The organism is Teichococcus aestuarii (assembly GCF_003116135.1).
In the GTDB taxonomy this organism is placed as follows: Bacteria; Pseudomonadota; Alphaproteobacteria; order Acetobacterales; family Acetobacteraceae; genus Pseudoroseomonas; species Pseudoroseomonas aestuarii.
The window spans coordinates 58,727-73,453 of sequence record NZ_PDOA01000003.1; the positions used below are offsets into that span (position 1 = coordinate 58,727).

General features: G+C 72.4%; 18 protein-coding genes. 5 read left to right on the forward strand and 13 right to left on the reverse strand.

What is annotated here, in order from left to right; translation table 11 throughout:
- Nucleotides 1-4 precede the first annotated feature (4 nt).
- Nucleotides 5-994: a hydroxyacid dehydrogenase gene (locus CR165_RS05710; protein ID WP_109516387.1), complete on the forward strand. Its 990-nt coding sequence runs from the start codon at nucleotides 5-7 to the stop codon at nucleotides 992-994.
- A 15-nt stretch (nucleotides 995-1,009) separates the two neighbouring features.
- Here the strand turns inward: CR165_RS05710 and CR165_RS05715 are convergent, their stop codons facing one another.
- The 3 genes from CR165_RS05715 to rpmE all read right to left on the reverse strand — a co-directional run bounded on the left by CR165_RS05715 (nucleotide 1,010) and on the right by rpmE (nucleotide 3,221).
- Nucleotides 1,010-2,161 (reverse strand): MFS transporter, encoded by a 1,152-nt coding sequence (locus tag CR165_RS05715; RefSeq protein WP_109516021.1) that lies wholly within the window; start codon nucleotides 2,159-2,161, stop codon nucleotides 1,010-1,012.
- A gap of 135 nt (nucleotides 2,162-2,296) precedes the next feature.
- The gene (locus CR165_RS05720) at nucleotides 2,297-2,773 is read right to left on the reverse strand and encodes an Hsp20 family protein (RefSeq protein WP_109516022.1); all 477 of its coding nucleotides are present in this window, start codon (nucleotides 2,771-2,773) and stop codon (nucleotides 2,297-2,299) included.
- 217 nt (nucleotides 2,774-2,990) lie between these two features.
- Nucleotides 2,991-3,221 (reverse strand): 50S ribosomal protein L31, encoded by a 231-nt coding sequence (rpmE, locus tag CR165_RS05725; protein WP_109516023.1) that lies wholly within the window; start codon nucleotides 3,219-3,221, stop codon nucleotides 2,991-2,993.
- Nucleotides 3,222-3,419: 198 nt separating this feature from the next.
- Here rpmE and pdxY point away from each other — a divergent pair, with 198 nt between their 5' ends.
- Nucleotides 3,420-4,280: a pyridoxal kinase PdxY gene (gene pdxY / locus CR165_RS05730; protein WP_109516024.1), complete on the forward strand. Its 861-nt coding sequence runs from the start codon at nucleotides 3,420-3,422 to the stop codon at nucleotides 4,278-4,280.
- 57 nt (nucleotides 4,281-4,337) lie between these two features.
- Here the strand turns inward: pdxY and CR165_RS05735 are convergent, their stop codons facing one another.
- The 8 genes from CR165_RS05735 to CR165_RS05770 all read right to left on the reverse strand — a co-directional run bounded on the left by CR165_RS05735 (nucleotide 4,338) and on the right by CR165_RS05770 (nucleotide 10,829).
- A complete protein-coding gene (locus CR165_RS05735) occupies nucleotides 4,338-5,927 on the reverse strand; it encodes an ABC transporter substrate-binding protein (protein WP_109516025.1) in 1,590 nt (529 codons plus the stop codon).
- A gap of 87 nt (nucleotides 5,928-6,014) precedes the next feature.
- A complete protein-coding gene (locus CR165_RS05740; protein ID WP_109516026.1) occupies nucleotides 6,015-6,617 on the reverse strand; it encodes a hypothetical protein in 603 nt (200 codons plus the stop codon).
- Between the two features lie 77 nt (nucleotides 6,618-6,694).
- The gene (locus CR165_RS05745; protein ID WP_109516027.1) at nucleotides 6,695-7,282 is read right to left on the reverse strand and encodes a hypothetical protein; all 588 of its coding nucleotides are present in this window, start codon (nucleotides 7,280-7,282) and stop codon (nucleotides 6,695-6,697) included.
- Nucleotides 7,279-7,812: a gamma carbonic anhydrase family protein gene (locus CR165_RS05750; RefSeq protein WP_109516028.1), complete on the reverse strand. Its 534-nt coding sequence runs from the start codon at nucleotides 7,810-7,812 to the stop codon at nucleotides 7,279-7,281. The genes CR165_RS05745 and CR165_RS05750 overlap by 4 nt, the downstream gene beginning before the upstream one ends.
- Before the next feature lie 166 nt (nucleotides 7,813-7,978).
- Nucleotides 7,979-8,929 (reverse strand): N-acetyl-gamma-glutamyl-phosphate reductase, encoded by a 951-nt coding sequence (gene argC, locus CR165_RS05755; protein WP_109516029.1) that lies wholly within the window; start codon nucleotides 8,927-8,929, stop codon nucleotides 7,979-7,981.
- A gap of 119 nt (nucleotides 8,930-9,048) precedes the next feature.
- Nucleotides 9,049-9,546 carry a 30S ribosomal protein S9 gene (gene rpsI / locus CR165_RS05760; protein WP_109516030.1) on the reverse strand — a complete coding sequence of 166 codons (498 nt, stop codon included), beginning with the start codon at nucleotides 9,544-9,546 and terminating at the stop codon, nucleotides 9,049-9,051.
- Between the two features lie 4 nt (nucleotides 9,547-9,550).
- Nucleotides 9,551-10,021 carry a 50S ribosomal protein L13 gene (gene rplM, locus CR165_RS05765; protein ID WP_109516031.1) on the reverse strand — a complete coding sequence of 157 codons (471 nt, stop codon included), beginning with the start codon at nucleotides 10,019-10,021 and terminating at the stop codon, nucleotides 9,551-9,553.
- Between the two features lie 106 nt (nucleotides 10,022-10,127).
- Nucleotides 10,128-10,829 (reverse strand): extensin-like domain-containing protein, encoded by a 702-nt coding sequence (locus CR165_RS05770; RefSeq protein ID WP_109516032.1) that lies wholly within the window; start codon nucleotides 10,827-10,829, stop codon nucleotides 10,128-10,130.
- A gap of 117 nt (nucleotides 10,830-10,946) precedes the next feature.
- On the opposite strand from CR165_RS05770, the gene CR165_RS05775 reads away from it, so the two are divergent.
- Both CR165_RS05775 and CR165_RS05780 read left to right on the forward strand, forming a co-directional pair.
- The gene (locus CR165_RS05775) at nucleotides 10,947-12,119 is read left to right on the forward strand and encodes a M20 aminoacylase family protein (RefSeq protein ID WP_109516033.1); all 1,173 of its coding nucleotides are present in this window, start codon (nucleotides 10,947-10,949) and stop codon (nucleotides 12,117-12,119) included.
- A gap of 11 nt (nucleotides 12,120-12,130) precedes the next feature.
- On the forward strand, nucleotides 12,131-12,463 hold the full coding sequence (locus CR165_RS05780) for a DHCW motif cupin fold protein (RefSeq protein WP_109516034.1): 333 nt from the start codon (nucleotides 12,131-12,133) through the stop codon (nucleotides 12,461-12,463).
- Between the two features lie 46 nt (nucleotides 12,464-12,509).
- Here the strand turns inward: CR165_RS05780 and CR165_RS05785 are convergent, their stop codons facing one another.
- Nucleotides 12,510-13,436, reverse strand: coding sequence for a calcium-binding protein (locus tag CR165_RS05785; RefSeq protein WP_109516035.1), 927 nt, complete (start codon nucleotides 13,434-13,436; stop codon nucleotides 12,510-12,512).
- A 226-nt stretch (nucleotides 13,437-13,662) separates the two neighbouring features.
- On the opposite strand from CR165_RS05785, the gene CR165_RS05790 reads away from it, so the two are divergent.
- Complete coding sequence (locus tag CR165_RS05790; protein ID WP_109516036.1) at nucleotides 13,663-14,379, forward strand: SOS response-associated peptidase; 717 nt, start codon at nucleotides 13,663-13,665, stop codon at nucleotides 14,377-14,379.
- Here the strand turns inward: CR165_RS05790 and uraH are convergent.
- Nucleotides 14,364-14,726 carry a hydroxyisourate hydrolase gene (gene uraH, locus CR165_RS05795; RefSeq protein ID WP_109516037.1) on the reverse strand — a complete coding sequence of 121 codons (363 nt, stop codon included), beginning with the start codon at nucleotides 14,724-14,726 and terminating at the stop codon, nucleotides 14,364-14,366. The genes CR165_RS05790 and uraH overlap by 16 nt on opposite strands.
- Nucleotide 14,727 lies beyond the last annotated feature (1 nt).

Consider the following 14,727-nt stretch of genomic DNA (forward strand, 5'->3'; position numbering starts at 1 on the left):
CGCCATGGCCGATCTCTCCCTGCACACCGTGCTGGTGCCCGACCCCATCCACCGCGACGGGCTTGAGATTCTGCGCGAGGCCCCCGGCCTGCGCCTCCTCACGCCCGAGGCGCTGACGCCCGAGACCCTGCCCGGCCACCTGGCCGAGGCGGAGGCGATGATCGTGCGCGGCATGACGGTGGACCGCGCCCTGCTCGACCGCGCGCCGAGGCTGCGCTTCGTCTGCCGCCACGGCGTCGGCTACGACAATGTGGACGTGCCGGCGCTGACCGAGCGCGGCATCCTGCTGGCGGTGACGCCGGAGGCCAACGCCGCCTCGGTGGCCGAGCACACGCTGATGCTGATGCTGGCGCTCTCCCGCCAGGTGGTGGCCTTCAACGCCGGGGTGCGGCGCGGCGAGTGGCGGGTGCCCGGCCAGTCCGCCACCTTCGACCTCGGCGGCCGCTCCGTGCTGATCATCGGCTTCGGCCGCATCGGCACGCGGGTGGCGCGGCTCTGCGCCGCCTTCGGGCTGCGGGTGCGGGTGCACGACCCCTTCATCCCCGCCAACACCATCCGCGGCCTGGGCTACGAGCCGGCGCGCGACCTGCCGGCGGCGCTGGCGGAGGCGGACATCGTCACCCTCCACTGCCCCTCCAACGCCGAGACGCGGAACATGGTCAATGGCGGCTTCCTGGCGGCGATGAAGCCCGGCGCCGTGCTGATCAACGCCGCGCGCGGCACGCTGGTGGAGGAGGCGGCGCTGGAGGCGGCGCTGCGCTCCGGCCATCTGGCGGGGGCGGGGCTGGACGTGGTGCAGGTGGAGCCGATGCAGAGCCCCATCCCGCTGCTCGGCCTGCCGAACGTGGTGATGACGCCGCATGTGGCCGCCAGCACCGCCGAGGGCTTGCAGCGCATGGCCACCGCCTCGGCCCGCAACGTGCTGGACTTCCTGGCGGGCCAGCCGGACCCGGACGCGCTGATCAACCCGGAGGCGCTGCGGCGCAACGCCTGAGCCGAGGCGCCGCCCTCAGCGCGCACGCAGCGCGAAGAGGGCGGCGAAGGCGGCGAAGCACAGCCCGGTGGTCAGCCACAGCGCGCCGGCGCCATGGGCTTCCATCAGCAGGCCGAACAGCAGCGGCGCCCCCGCCTGCAACAGCCGCGCCGGGGCGGAGAGGATGCCCTGCCGCTGCCCGTAGCCCACCGGCCCGAACACGGCGAGCGGCAGCGTGCCCTTGGCGATGGTGTGCAGCCCGTTGCCGCCGCCATGCAGCAGGGCGAAGGCGGCCGCCGCCGGCCCGCCCAGGAACAGCAGGGCCAGCGCACCGAGGCCCTGGATGACGCAGGCCACCCGCGCCATCCACAGCGGATGCAGGGCGCGCAGCAGGCTGAATTGCAGGAAGCGCGCCGCCACCTGCGCCGGCCCGGTGAGGGAAGCGGCCAGCAGGGCGGCCTCGGGCGAGGCGCCGGCGGCGGCCAGCAGGGCCGGCTGGTGAGCGCCGATGGCGGCGGTGATGATGCCCGTGGCGGCGAAGACGAAGCCCAGCACCCACATGGCCTGCGGAGGCGCCGGACTCTCCGGCCCCTCGGCGGCGGCCTTGGGCGCGGGGGGCGGCGCGGCGGGCACCAGCAGCCGGTTCAGCGGCAGCCCCAGCCCCAGATGCAGCGCCGCCCAGACCAGGCAGGCGCCGCGCCAGCCCAACTCGGCATCGAGGAAGGTGCTGAGCGGCCAGCCGACGGTGGAGGCGAAGCCGGCGAACAGCGTGACACCGGTGATCGGCCCCTTGGCCAGGGCGCCATACAGGCCGGCCAGGGTGGCGAAGGCGGCGTCGTACAGCCCCAGCGCCATGCCGATGCCGAGCAGCCCCCACCCCACCCCCAGCCCCAGCGGCCCCTGCGCCAGCGCCAGCGTGCCCAGCCCGGCGGCGAAGACGAGGTTGGAGAGCGCCAGCACCCCGCGCCCGCCGCGCCGGTCGATGATGCGGCCGGTGAGCGGGCCGAGCAGCGCCGTCAGCAGCAGCGCCATGGAGAAGTAGGCGTAGATCGTGGAGGTGGAGAGGCCGAGATCCTGCGCCATCGGGCGCGCCAGGATGGCGGGCAGGTAGTAGGAGGAGGCCCAGGCGAGGGTCTGGGCGATGCCCAGCGCCGTCACCGTGCGGAATTTCTCTGGATCCTGGATCATGGCCCGGCTGCGGAAGGTGCAGCCCCAGCTTCCGCGAGGCTTCCGCGCCGGGCAAGCCTTGGCGCGGGAAAAAGGCCGGGCATGAAAAAAGCCGGGGTGTCGCCACCCCGGCCCATCACTCGGTCCGGCCAGCCCTTATGCGGCGAGCTGGCTCTCGGACTTGCCCTCCAGCACCGGCTGGCGCGGCTGCGCGCTGCCGATGGCGATGCGCCGGGGCTTCAGCGCCTCGGGCACCTGGCGCTTCAGCGCCACGTTGAGCAGGCCGTTGGCGAGGTCGGCGCCTTCCACCTGGATGTGGTCGGCCAGCACGAAGCGGCGCTCGAAGGCGCGGCCGGCGATGCCACGGTGCAGGTAGCGGCGCTCCTGCTCGTTCACCGGCGCGGTCTTGCCGGAGACGACCAGCACATTGTCCTGCGCGGTGATCTCCAGGTCCTCGGGGCCGAAGCCGGCGACCGCCATGGTCAGGACATAGGCGTCCTCACCGGTCTTCTCGATGTTGTAGGGCGGGTAGGAGGGCCCCTCGGACGCGGCGCGGGCGGTGTCGATCAGCCGGGTCAGGCGGTCGAAGCCGATGGCGGAGCGGAACAGGGGGGCGGTGTCGAAAGCGTTCATGGTCAGGAGCCTTCTCAATCCAAGCAAGGGTCCGTTGCGTTGCGATCCGCCGCGTCATGCGGGCCCCACAAGGGCGGCCCCGTCGCGTCTGGATCACACCGGCGGCCCCGATCCGGGCACCGCTGGCAGGGCTGGAAATGGAAAGCGCCACCCCCTGCTTCAAGGGAGTGGCGCTCAAAAATCCGCGTCGGTGGAAGGCCCTGCGGGGCCTTGCGCATCAGCCCTTCTTGCGGGCGCCGATGCCGGCGAACTTCTTGTTGAACTTGGCGATCTGGCCGCCGGTGTCCATCACGCGCTGCACGCCGGTCCAGGCCGGGTGGGACTTCGGATCGATGTCCAGGCGCAGCGTCTCGCCCGGCTTGCCCATGCATGACCGGGTCTTGTAGGTCGTCCCGTCGGTCATGATGATGTTGATCTCGTGATAGTCCGGGTGGATGTCGGGCTTCATGGCGCACTCGTCTGATTATGGAGCAGCCGATGCCGACCGGCCGCACGGAAGCGCCGCTTCTACAGGCAGCGCCCCCCCGGTGCAACCGAGCAGGCCGCGCGGCGCGCCGATTCCGCCGCCGGATTGACCGGCCGGGCGCCCCTTCCTACAGCTTGCCGCCGCGGGGCGCGGCCCCGCCTCCACCACCGGGTCAGGCGCATGAACATCCTCTCCATCCAGTCCTGGGTCGCCTACGGGCATGTCGGCAATGCCTCGGCGGTGTTTCCGCTGCAAAGGCTGGGGGCCGAGGTCTGGGCGGTGAACACGGTGCAGTTCTCCAACCACACCGGCTACGGCTCCTGGCGCGGGCAGGTCTTCGGCGCCGATCTGGTGCGCGACCTGGTGCAGGGCATCGAGGACCGCGGCGCCCTGCCCCGCTGCGACGCCGTGCTCTCCGGCTACATGGGCGACGCCGCCATCGGCGAGGCGATCCTGGAGGCGGTGGCCAAGGTGAAGGCCGCCAGCCCCGCCGCGCTCTATTGCTGCGACCCGGTGATCGGCGATGTCGGGCGCGGCGTCTTCGTCCGCCCCGGCATCCCGGAGTTCATGCGCGACCGCGCCGTGCCGGCGGCCGACATCCTCACCCCCAACCAGTTCGAGCTGGAATGGATGACGGGGATGCCCGTCACCACCCTGGCCGAGGCCAAGGCAGCGGTCGCGGCGCTGCAGGCCACCATGGCGCCGGGCGGGCCGCGCTGCGTGCTCGTCACCTCGCTACGCGTGGCCGAGACGCCGGAGGACCGGATCGAGATGCTGGCGGCCGAGGGGGGTGCGTTCTACCGCGTCGCCACGCCGATGCTGCCGCTCTCGGTGAACGGCGCGGGCGACGCCATCGCGGCGCTGTTCCTGTTCCACCGGGTGAAGAGCGGCAGCGCCAGCGCGGCGCTGGCGGCCGCCGCCTCCTCCATCTACGGGCTGCTGCGGCGGACCTCGGAGGCGGCGTCGCGCGAGATCCTCACCGTGGCGGCGCAGGAGGAGTTCGTGGCGCCGAGCCGGGTTTTTCTCGCGGAAGGCTGCTGAGCAGAAGAAGGCCGGGGGAAGGAATTCCCCCGGGCCCCCATCTTTCTTCTGTAAGTCTCAGGCGCGCTTGACGTTGAGGGGGAGCGCCATGCCCTTGCGGTGGCCGGTCAGGTTGCTGCGCCAGGCGCTGTCGATCAGGTACTGGCCCAGCGGGTAGTAGGGCACGTCCTGGAAGAACTGCGTCTGGATCTCGCGGCCGATGCGCTGCTGCGCGGCAAGGTCCGGCGCGTCGAACCACTGGTCGCGCAGCTCCTCCAGCTTCGGCGCGGTGGGCCAGCCGAACCAGGCATTCTGGCCGTTCGCCCGCAGCAGCGGGTGGCCGCCCGGATTGGCCAGGTCCATGCCGCCGAACAGCACGATCAGCGCGCTCCAGCCGCCCTGGCCCGGCGGGTTCTTGTTGGCGCGGCGCTGCAGCAGCGTGCCCCAGTCGGAGGTGGCGCTCTCCACGTTCAGCCCGGTGCGCTGCAGCATGTCGGTCGCCACGGCGGTCAGGTTGTTGTTGTTGACGATGTCGGTGGGGTGCAGCATCACCACCTTCTCGCCCTTGTAGCCGGCGGCCTGGACGGCGCGCTTCGCCGCCTCGAAGTCGCGCGGGCCGGTCAGCGCCTCCATGCCGGCGTCGGACGCCATCGGGCTGCCCTCGGGGAAGCAGCCGATCCCCTCGCGCCACAGGTCGCGGTTGTCGCCCATGATGGCGGTCATGTAGTCGGCCTGCCGGATGGCGGGCAGCAGGGCGCGGCGCAGCGCCGGGTTGTCGAAGGGCGGGTGCAGGTGGTTGGGGCGCAGCATCGCCACCGTGCCGCCGAAATCCAGCCGGTCCACCGTGATGTTGCGGCCGCGGCGCAGCAGCGGGCGCAGGTCGGGCGCCACCTGCTCCCACCAATCCACCTCGCCGGCCTGCAGCGCGGCGGCGGCTGTCGCGGGGTCGGGGATGTGCTTCCATTCCAGCCGCTCGAACAGCGCCAGCTTCGGCCCCGCCGTCAGGCTGACGGCGCCGCCGGCCGGCTTGTAGCCCTCGAAGCGGCGATAGACGACCTGGCTGCCCGAGACTCGCTCCTCGGCCACGAAGCGGTAGGGGCCGGAGCCCACCACCTCGGTGAAGGCGCGGCCCGGGTCCTGCGTCGCGAAGCGCTCGGGGTAGATGAAGCAGGGATAGGAGGAGGCCTTGGCCAGCGCGTCCAGCATCGGGCCGAAGGGGCGCTTCAGGCGGATCTCGAAGCGCCGGTCGTCCAGCGCGCGGATCTCCTCGACACGCTGCGAGAGCGTCTGGCCATGCGTGTCCCGCAGCATCCAGCGCCTGATCGAGGCCACGGCGTCGGCGGCGCGGATCGGCTCGTTGTCGTGGAAGCGGATGCCCTCGCGCAGCGTGAAGGTCCAGCGCTTGCCGTCATCCTCCACCGTATGGCCGGCGGCGAGCTGCGGCTGCGGGCGGAAATCGAGGTCCAGCCCGTACAGCGTGTCCCAGCAGAGGTGGCCGTGGTTGCGCGTCGGGTAGGCGGTGGTGTTCAGCGGATCGAGGATGCTGAGATCGGCCTGCGGGATGAAGCGCAGCACCTGATTGGCCTCGCCCTGCGCCAGGGCCGGGCGGGCGAGGTGCGCGGCGGCGGTCAGGCCGGCGGTGCCGGCCAGGAAACTGCGTCGCTGCATGAGGAACTCCCAGATCTACGGAACACGAAGGGCGGCATTCTGCACATCCGCCCCCGCTCTTGAAGCGAAAGGATGGAGGGGCGCGGTTCAGCGCAGCGTCGAGCGCTCGGGCGAGAGGGTCCAGCCGGTGCCGATGTCGAGGGCACGGATCGCCTCCTCCGTGCGGCCGGTGGCGATGGCGGCCTCCGGCAGCGGGCCGGGCTCGCGCAGCCGGCGTAGCGTGGCCTCCGCCCCGGCGGGGAAGAGCGGCGGCACCAGCACGGCGGCGGCATCGTCCCGGCCCTCCAGCGCGCGGGCGGCCTGCGCCAGGGCCGCGATGGCCTGCTCCGGCAGCGCCGCCTCGGCCAGGCCCAGCGCGCCGCGCACCTCGCCCACCGCGCCGCGCAGCGCCAGCGTCAGCCCTGGCGGCAGGGCGGCGTAGCGCGGATCGGCGGCCAGGGTCTGCGCCAGGTATTCCAGCCGCGCGGCGGCGCGGGCGGTCTCGGCCGGGTGGCCCTGCAGCGCGGCGCCCTGGTCGGCGAAGGCGGCGGAGGCGAGGCGGGCGGCGCTGCGCACCGGGTCCTCGGCATTGGGCACCAGCTCCAGCGGCAGGCTGACCCGCGGGCGGGGCGTGCGCAGCTCCGCGCAGCCGGGCAGCACCAGGGCGGCCAGCAGCAGCGCCGTCAGGGGAAGGGCGGGGACTCGGCGCATGCGGGGCACTCCGATCAGGTCAGGCGGGCAGAATGCCGCAGCCGGCGCGGCGTGCCAAAGCGGCGGCGCGGGCGGGCTCAGCGGCGGCGCGACAGGCTGCTCATCTCGAACGGCTCCTCCGGTCCGAACTCCCAGTGGCGCAGGGCGCGCAGGGTGCCGGCATTGGCCTGGGGCAGCCGGGGCAGCTGGCCGAGGCGGCGCCACACCTCGGCGCCGCCGAGCGGGAACAGGCCCGGTGGCAGCGCGGCCGGCCCCGCCGGGTCGCCGCCCGGGGCGGTGGCCGCCGCCGCCATCGCGTCGATCACCGCCTGCGGCGGCGCGGTGGAGGGAATGCCCAGCGCGCCGCGCACCTCGTCCCGCGCCGCCAGCAGCGAGGGCGAGACCATGCCGACATCGCCGAAGCGGCCGGAGGGCAGCTCCACCGCGATGTATTCGAGTTGCGCCACGGCGAGCGCCGCCAGCGCCGGGCGGCCATGCAGGCGCTCCGGCGCGGAAAAGGCGGCGGCGGCGCCGCGGATGGCCGCCGTGGCGGGAGCCGGCGCGCCGCGCGCCGCCGCGGCCGGCAGCGTCACGGGCGGCGTGGGCGGCGCCAGGGCGCAGCCGGCGAGGACCAGCCCCAGCGCCAGCCCGAGGGCGGGCCGCGACACGGCGGGGCGCGGCATCATGCGCCCCCGGTCACCAGCGAGGTGCGGTGCCGCTTGGCCAGTTCCACATAGTGTGCCGCGGTGCGGTCCCAGCGCGCGCGCTCCTCCGCCTCCATCAGCCGCACCTTGCGGGCGGGCGAGCCCAGCCACAGCTCGTTGGCGCCGATCCGCTTGCCGGGCGCGAGCAGCCCGCCGGCACCCAGCATGCCGCCCTCCTCGATCACCGCGCCGTCCAGCACCGTGGCGCCCATGCCGACGAAGGCGCGGTCGTGCAGCGTGCAGGCATGGATGATGCAGGCATGGCCGATGGTGACGTCGGCGCCGATGATGGTGGGGTGGGTGCCGGCATTCACATGGACGATGCTGCCGTCCTGGATGTTGCTGCGGGCGCCGACGCGGATGAAGTTGGTGTCGCCGCGCAGCACGCAGTGATACCAGACGCTGGCATCCGCCCCCAGCTCGACATCGCCGATGACGGCGGCGCTGGGCGCGACGAAGGCGCTGGGGTCGATGGTGGGCAGGCGCCCTTCGAAGGGATGGAGCGGAGCCATGGGCGTGACGGGTTCCTCGCGCTGCGGCGGGGTTGGCCCGCCAGGGTTGGCCCGCCACCCTGGCGGCGGGCATGGGCGGGAGGGGCTGCCCCCCTCGCCCGCATCATCCTGCCCGCTGGCGCCGGGCGGAAGGGGGTGCCCCCCCGCGCCCCGCGCCGGCGGCGTCTCAGGCGGCCTGCCGCGCCGCCTGCTCCAGCCCGAGCATCAGGCCGATATTCTGCACCGCGGCCGCCGAGGCGCCCTTGCCCAGATTGTCCAGCCGCGCCACCAGAACGGCTTGGTGCCGCGCCGCGTTGCCGAACACCCGCAGTTCCAGCCCGTTGGTGTCGTTCAGCGCCTCGGGCTCCAGCTTGCCATTGGCCGGCGCCGGCACGACCCGCACCCAGGGCGAGCCTTCGTAATGCGCGGCCAGCGCCGCCCGCAGATCCTCCGGCGCGGGGTTGCCCGGCAGGGTGTCGAGATGCAGCGGGATGGAGACGAGCATCCCCTGCCGGTAGTTGCCGACGCTGGGGACGAAGATCGGCCGCCGCGTCAGGCCGGAATAGAGCTGCAGCTCCGGCAGGTGCTTGTGCTCCAGCCCCAGCCCGTACAGCTCGAAGGCCGGCGCGGTGCCGCCCTCATAGGCCTCGATCATCGCCTTGCCGCCGCCGGAATAGCCCGAGACGGCATTGACGGTGATAGGGTGGTCGGCCGGGATCAGCCCGGCATCGACCAGCGGCCGCAGCAGGGCGATGCCGCCCGTCGGGTAGCAGCCGGGGTTGGAAACGCGCGGGCTGGCCGCCACCGCCGCCGCCTGCGCCGCCGACAGCTCGGGGAAGCCATAGGCCCAGTCCGGGTTCACCCGGTGGGCGGTGGAGGCGTCGAGCAGCTTGGGCGCGTCGGCGCCGAGGCTGGCGGCCATGGCCGCGCTCTCCTTCGCTGCCTCGTCCGGCAGGCAGAGCACCACCAGGTCCACCTCGGCCATCAGGGCACGCTTGGCCTCGGGGTCCTTGCGCTGCGCCGGGTCGATCGAGCGCAGGGCGATGCCGGGCAGCGCCTCGAGGCGCTGGCGGATGCCCAGCCCCGTTGTGCCGGCTTCGCCGTCGATGAAGATCGCGGGAACGGAACCCTTGGCCATCTGGCCCTCCTTCAGGGTCGGTGACGATAGCAGAATGCAGAAAGGGCGGGTCCTCGCGGACCCGCCCTTGCCGATGAACAGCCCTTGATCGGGCCGGCGCGTACGCCGGCCCGCCAGCGTCAGCGCTTGCTGAACTGGAAGGAGCGTCGGGCCTTGGCCTTGCCGTACTTCTTGCGCTCGACGACGCGCGGGTCGCGCGTCAGGAAGCCGGCCTTCTTCAGGATCGGCCGCAGGGCCGGCTCGAAGTTGGTCAGGGCGCGGCTGATGCCGTGGCGCACCGCGCCGGCCTGGCCGGAGAGCCCGCCGCCGACGACCGTGCAGTACACATCGAACTGCTGGTAGCGGTCGGCCACCAGGAAGGGCTGCGCGATCAGCATGCGCAGCACCGGCCGGGCGAAGTACTTAGAGGCGGCCTTGCCGTTGATCTCGACAGTGCCCTTGCCCGGCTTCACCCAGACGCGCGCGATGGCGTTCTTGCGGCGGCCCGTGGCGTAGGAGCGGCCGAACTGGTCCTTCTTCGGCTCGCGCGGCGCGGCGGCGGCCTCACCGGCGGCCGGGGTGCCGGCGACCAGGTTCTTCAGCTCGGACAGCGAAGTGGCGGTGGTCTGTTCGCTCATGATCTCAGGCCACCTTGTTCTTGCGGTTCAGGGCGGCGACGTCCAGCGTCTGGGGCTGCGCGCCGGCATGCGGGTGCTCGGCGCCCGCATAGACGTGCAGGTTCTTCATCTGCCGACGGCCCAGCGGGCCACGGGTGATCATGCGCTCCACGGCCTTCTCGATCACGCGCTCGGGGAAACGGCCCTCGAGGCGCTCACGGACGGTGCGCTCCTTGATCCCGCCGGGGTAGCCGGTGTGCCAGTAGAAGACCGACTGCTCGGCCTTGTTACCGGTCACCTTCACCTTCTCGGCGTTGACGATGACAACATGATCGCCGCAATCGACATGCGGCGTGAACTGCGGCTTGTGCTTGCCGCGGAGGTGATTGGCAACGAGGGCCGCGAGACGGCCGAGCACGAGCCCGTCCGCATCGATCAGCACCCAGCCCTTCTTGACCTCCGCCGGCTTCAGCGAGCGGGTCTGCGTGGTGAGCATGATCTGCTTTGCTTAGTCCTGGAAAGATGGGGCGGGTTATCGGCGCAACGCCCGGGGAGGTCAAGGGAAAAAGCTGTGGTATCATGATACCGTAGCCATCCCGGCCTCAGGAGCAGCGCGACCACCGCCCCCGGTCGAGGTGGAAATGGTCGCGGTGCGGCGCGTTGTAGTCCGGCCCCAGCACCGCCTTGAAGAAGCGGCAGGCGCCGTCCCGCGCATCCCGCAGGAAGGCGGCCTCCGGCCCCGCCCCCTCCCAGTCGCGCAGCAGGGTGATGGCGCGGCCATCGGCCAGGGTGAAGCCGGCGATGTCGATGGCGTTGGCCGTGGCGTGCTGGCTGCGGCGGCCCTCGGCGCGGTGATAGACGTTGCGGCAATTGTAGGTGCCGAGCTGCCGCACGGCACGCACGCCCTGGCCGAAATGCGCCCGCGCCGCCGGCTGCAGCGCGTGCCGCTCGAACATCGCCCAGGCCACCGCCAGCGGGCAGGTCACCACCGGCCCCGCCGGGCTGAGCGCGGCACGGCCGCCCTCCAGCCGCACCGTGTTCTCCAGCGGGCAGCCGGAATCCGAGGCACGGTCCGGCAGGCGCGCCATCGCCAGCCCCGACTGCTCCAGCGCGGCGAAGCAGGCCGCGGGCTCGCGCTCCAGCCGGGCCAGCTTCCAGGGCGTCACGAAATTGGGGGTGTCGCGGATGTCGAGCACGGCCCAGGGGTCCCAGCGCGGCGGCGGGCGCCACAGGCCCGAGACATAGAGGCCCGCCGGCGCCAGCAGCGACAGCAGCAGGAGGAGGATCACGACCCGGCGGAGCATCCGCCCTCAGATGGTCCCGCCGGCGCTCCGGGGAACCCCCCTCCCCTTGCGGGGCGGCGGCACTCGCCGCAAAGCTGCACGCCTTCGCGACCACACCGACCGGACGGAACCCGCCCCATGCCCGTGATCAACCGCATCGCCGACTTCCACGACGAGATGACCGCCTGGCGGCAGGATTTCCACCGCCACCCGGAGCTGGCCTTCGAGGAGGTGCGCACCAGCGGCATCGTGGCGGAGAAGCTGCGCGAGTTCGGCGTGGACGAGGTGATCACCGGCATCGCCAAGACAGGCGTGGTCGGCGTCATCCGCGGCAATGCGCCGGGCGGCGCCATCGGCCTGCGCGCCGACATGGACGCGCTGCCGATCCTGGAGGAGAGCGGTGTCCCCTACACCTCCACCGTGCCGGGCAAGATGCACGCCTGCGGCCATGACGGCCACACCACCATGCTGCTCGGCGCGGCGAAGTACCTGGCCGAGACGCGCAACTTCGCCGGCACCGTCTATGTCATCTTCCAGCCCGCCGAGGAGATGGGCGGCGGCGCCGAGGTGATGGTGAAGGAAGGGCTGTTCGAGCGCTTCCCGATGGACCGCGTCTTCGCCATCCACAACTGGCCGAACCTGCCGGCGGGTGAGATGCACTGGCGCACCGGCCCGGTGATGGCGGCGGTGGCCGATATCGAGATCACCATCACCGGCAAGGGCGCGCATGGCGCCATGCCGCACATGGGCAACGACCCGGTGGTGATCGCGGCGCAGATCGTCACCGCGCTCCAATCCGTCGTGGCGCGCAACGTGGAGCCGGTGGAGGCGGGCGTCGTCACCATCGGCAAGATCGAGGGCGGCAACGCCTTCAACGTCATCCCCGAGACGGTGAGCCTGCGCGGCACCGCCCGCTGGTTCCGCCCCGAGGTGGGCGACATCCTGGAGAAGAAGGTGACGGAGATCGCCTCCGGCATCGCCACCGCCTTCGGCGCGCAGGCGGAGGTGCGCTTCTTCCGCATGTACCCCTCCACCATCAACGAGGCCGAGGCGACGCAGCTCGCCGCCCGCGCCGCCGCTGCCGTGGTGGGCGAGGCCAACACGCATGAGCTGCCCAAGCCGACCATGGGCGGCGAGGACTTCGCCTTCATGCTGAACGCCAAGTCCGGCTCCTACCTGATGCTGGGCGGCGGCCGCTCGGCCACCGATGCCGGGCTGCACCACCCGAAATACGACTTCAACGACGCGGTCCTGCCGGTCGGCGCCAGCTTCTTCGCGGCGCTGGCCGAGCAGCTGCTGCCGCGCGGCTGAAGGCGGCACCCGTGAAGATCCCGCCCCTGCCCTTCACCGCCATCGACTGGTCGGCGGTGGAGCCGACCCGGCACGCGGGCGAATCCGGCCACGCGCTGTGGCGCACCTTCACTCTCGGCGACATCCGCGTGCGGCTGGTGGAGTATTCGCCCGGCTACGTGGCCGACCACTGGTGCGACCGCGGCCACATCATCCACGTGGTCGCGGGCACCCTGGTCAGCGAGCTGAAGGACGGCCGGCGCACGGAGCTGAAGGCCGGCATGAGCTACATGGTGTCCGATTTCGGCGACGCGGCGCACCGCTCCGTCACCGAGACGGGCGCCACGCTGTTCATCGTGGACTGATCCTGACCCGGGCGGGCCGCGCAGGCCCGCCCGGCACGCCGGCCCTTCAGGCGATCAGCACGCTATCGGAGGCATAGTCGCGCAGCACCACCGCGCCGCTGGCGGTGGGGTCGGCGCTGTTGGCGGTCTCGTAGATCATCAGCAGGTCCGGCCCCGCCGCCGCCACGGAGAACACGCCGGCCTCGGTCAGCGCGCCATGGAACAGGGCGTATTCGCCGGCCGCCAGCACGGCGCCCAAATTGCCGGGCGGAATGGTCTGCAGTTCGTCCAGCGCCACCGGGCCGCTCACGCGCGTGGTGGCGCCGGTCTCGATCACCTCGCCGGCCCGGTAGTCGGTGATCACGTCGATCACGCCGCGGAAGGTGTCGCCGGCGGAGACGACGTCGTCGCCATTGTCCAGCACGGAGAGCGCGCTGGTGTTGTTCAGCACGAAGCGGTCGGCGCCGGAGCCGCCGCTCATCACCGTGCCGTCGCCCACCTGGATGCCCTGCCCGACGCTGAAGCTGCGGCTGCTCAGCACGTCCTCGCCCGCGCCGCCATACAGCCGGTTGTCGTAGCCGAAGGCGGAGAGCGTGTCGTTGCCGCTGCCGCCATGGGCGGCGTTGCCGCTGGCGTTCTGGCCGGTCATGGCGATGACGTCGTCGCCCGCCCCGCCGAAGGCCGTGTTGTCGTTGCCGGTGGCGGTGATGCTGTCGTTGCCCGTCTCGCCCAGCAGCAGGTTCTTGTTGCCCGAGGCGATGATGCTGTCCCGGCCGGAGCCGCCCAGCACCTTGTTCCCGGCGCCATCCGGGTTGGCGCGGCCATCCACCGTGATCTGGTCATCCCCGGCCAGGCCGAAGACGAGCAGGCCGTTGCCGTCGCGGCCGATGGTGTCGTCGCCGCGGGTGCCATAGACCAGCTTCGAATTGAACCAGTCCAGCGCGGGCCGGGTGTAGTGCATCCAGTCCGAGGTGAAGAATCTGCCGAAGCTCATAGGCGGAACTCCCTTCCTTGATCCGCATCGGGGAGTTCCTGACCGGCTCCCAGCTTGAGCGGATCCGGCCTGTGTTTTTTTCGGGCCGGGCCCTGGCTCTACCGAATATCGATTTGTTTTCGAAATTACCTTGCCGTGAGCCCCGCCCTGTCTCGGCGCGGCGCGGCCGCCACCTCGCGGCCGGCCGCCCGGGCCGCTATGCTGGATGGCCGAAGGGAGACCCATCATGTGCGGCCGCTACTTCTTGCAGCGCGAGCCACAGCGCCTGGCGGAGTATTTCGAGACGGCGCCGCCGCTCCCCAACCATCCTCCCTCCTGGAACGTGGCGCCGACGCAGGATTCGCTGGTCGTGCGCCGCCACCCGGAGAGCGGCGCGCGGCATCTGGGCCCGCTGCGCTGGGGGCTGGTGCCGCGCTGGGCCAGGGACGCCTCCGGCGCCGCGAAGCTGATGAACGCCCGCAGCGAAGGCATCACGGAAAAGCCCTCCTTCCGCGAGGCCTTCGCCCGCCGCCGCTGCCTCGTGCCCGCCGACGGCTTCTACGAGTGGCGGCAGGAGGGCACGCGCAAGCAGCCCTACGCCGTGGCACTGGCGAGCGGCGAGCCGATGGCGCTGGCCGGGCTGTGGGAGGGGTGGCAGCAGCCGGACGGCACATGGCTGCGCACCTTCAGCATCATCACCACGGCGGCGAATGCCAAGCAGGCGCTGGTGCATCACCGCATGCCGGTGATCCTGCCACGCGCCGACTGGCCCGCCTGGCTGGGCGAGGCGGAGGGCGACCCGCTGGCCCTGCTGCGCCCCAGCCCGGCCGGGGACCTCGCCTGCTGGCCAGTGCCGGCGCGCGTCGGCCGCTTCGCGGAGAACGATGCCGGGCTGATCGCCCGCGACCCGGAGGCGCAGCCGCCGCCCGAGCTGGACGATCCCTCGCCCTACGAGCCGCGATAGGTGGTGTAGGACCAGGGCGTGCAGAGCAGCGGCACATGGTAGTGCCCCTGTCCCTCGCGCAGCCCGACGCTGACCGCCACCACGTCAAGGTAGCGCTCCTCCGGCCCGCCAGCCATGCCGCGCGCGGCGAAGTAGTCGCCCACGAAGAAGCGCAACTCGTAGCGGCCGGGCCGGAAGCGCTCCGCCGGCAGCAGGGCGCCGCCGGCGCGGCCATCGGCATCGGTGTGCTCCTCCGCCAGGAGCGCGGGCACGGGCTGCATCCGCCACAGCTGCACCCGCACCCCCTCGGCCGGGCGGCCGGAGGCGGTGTCGAGGATGTGGGTGGAGAGGGCGCTGGGTCTGCTCATG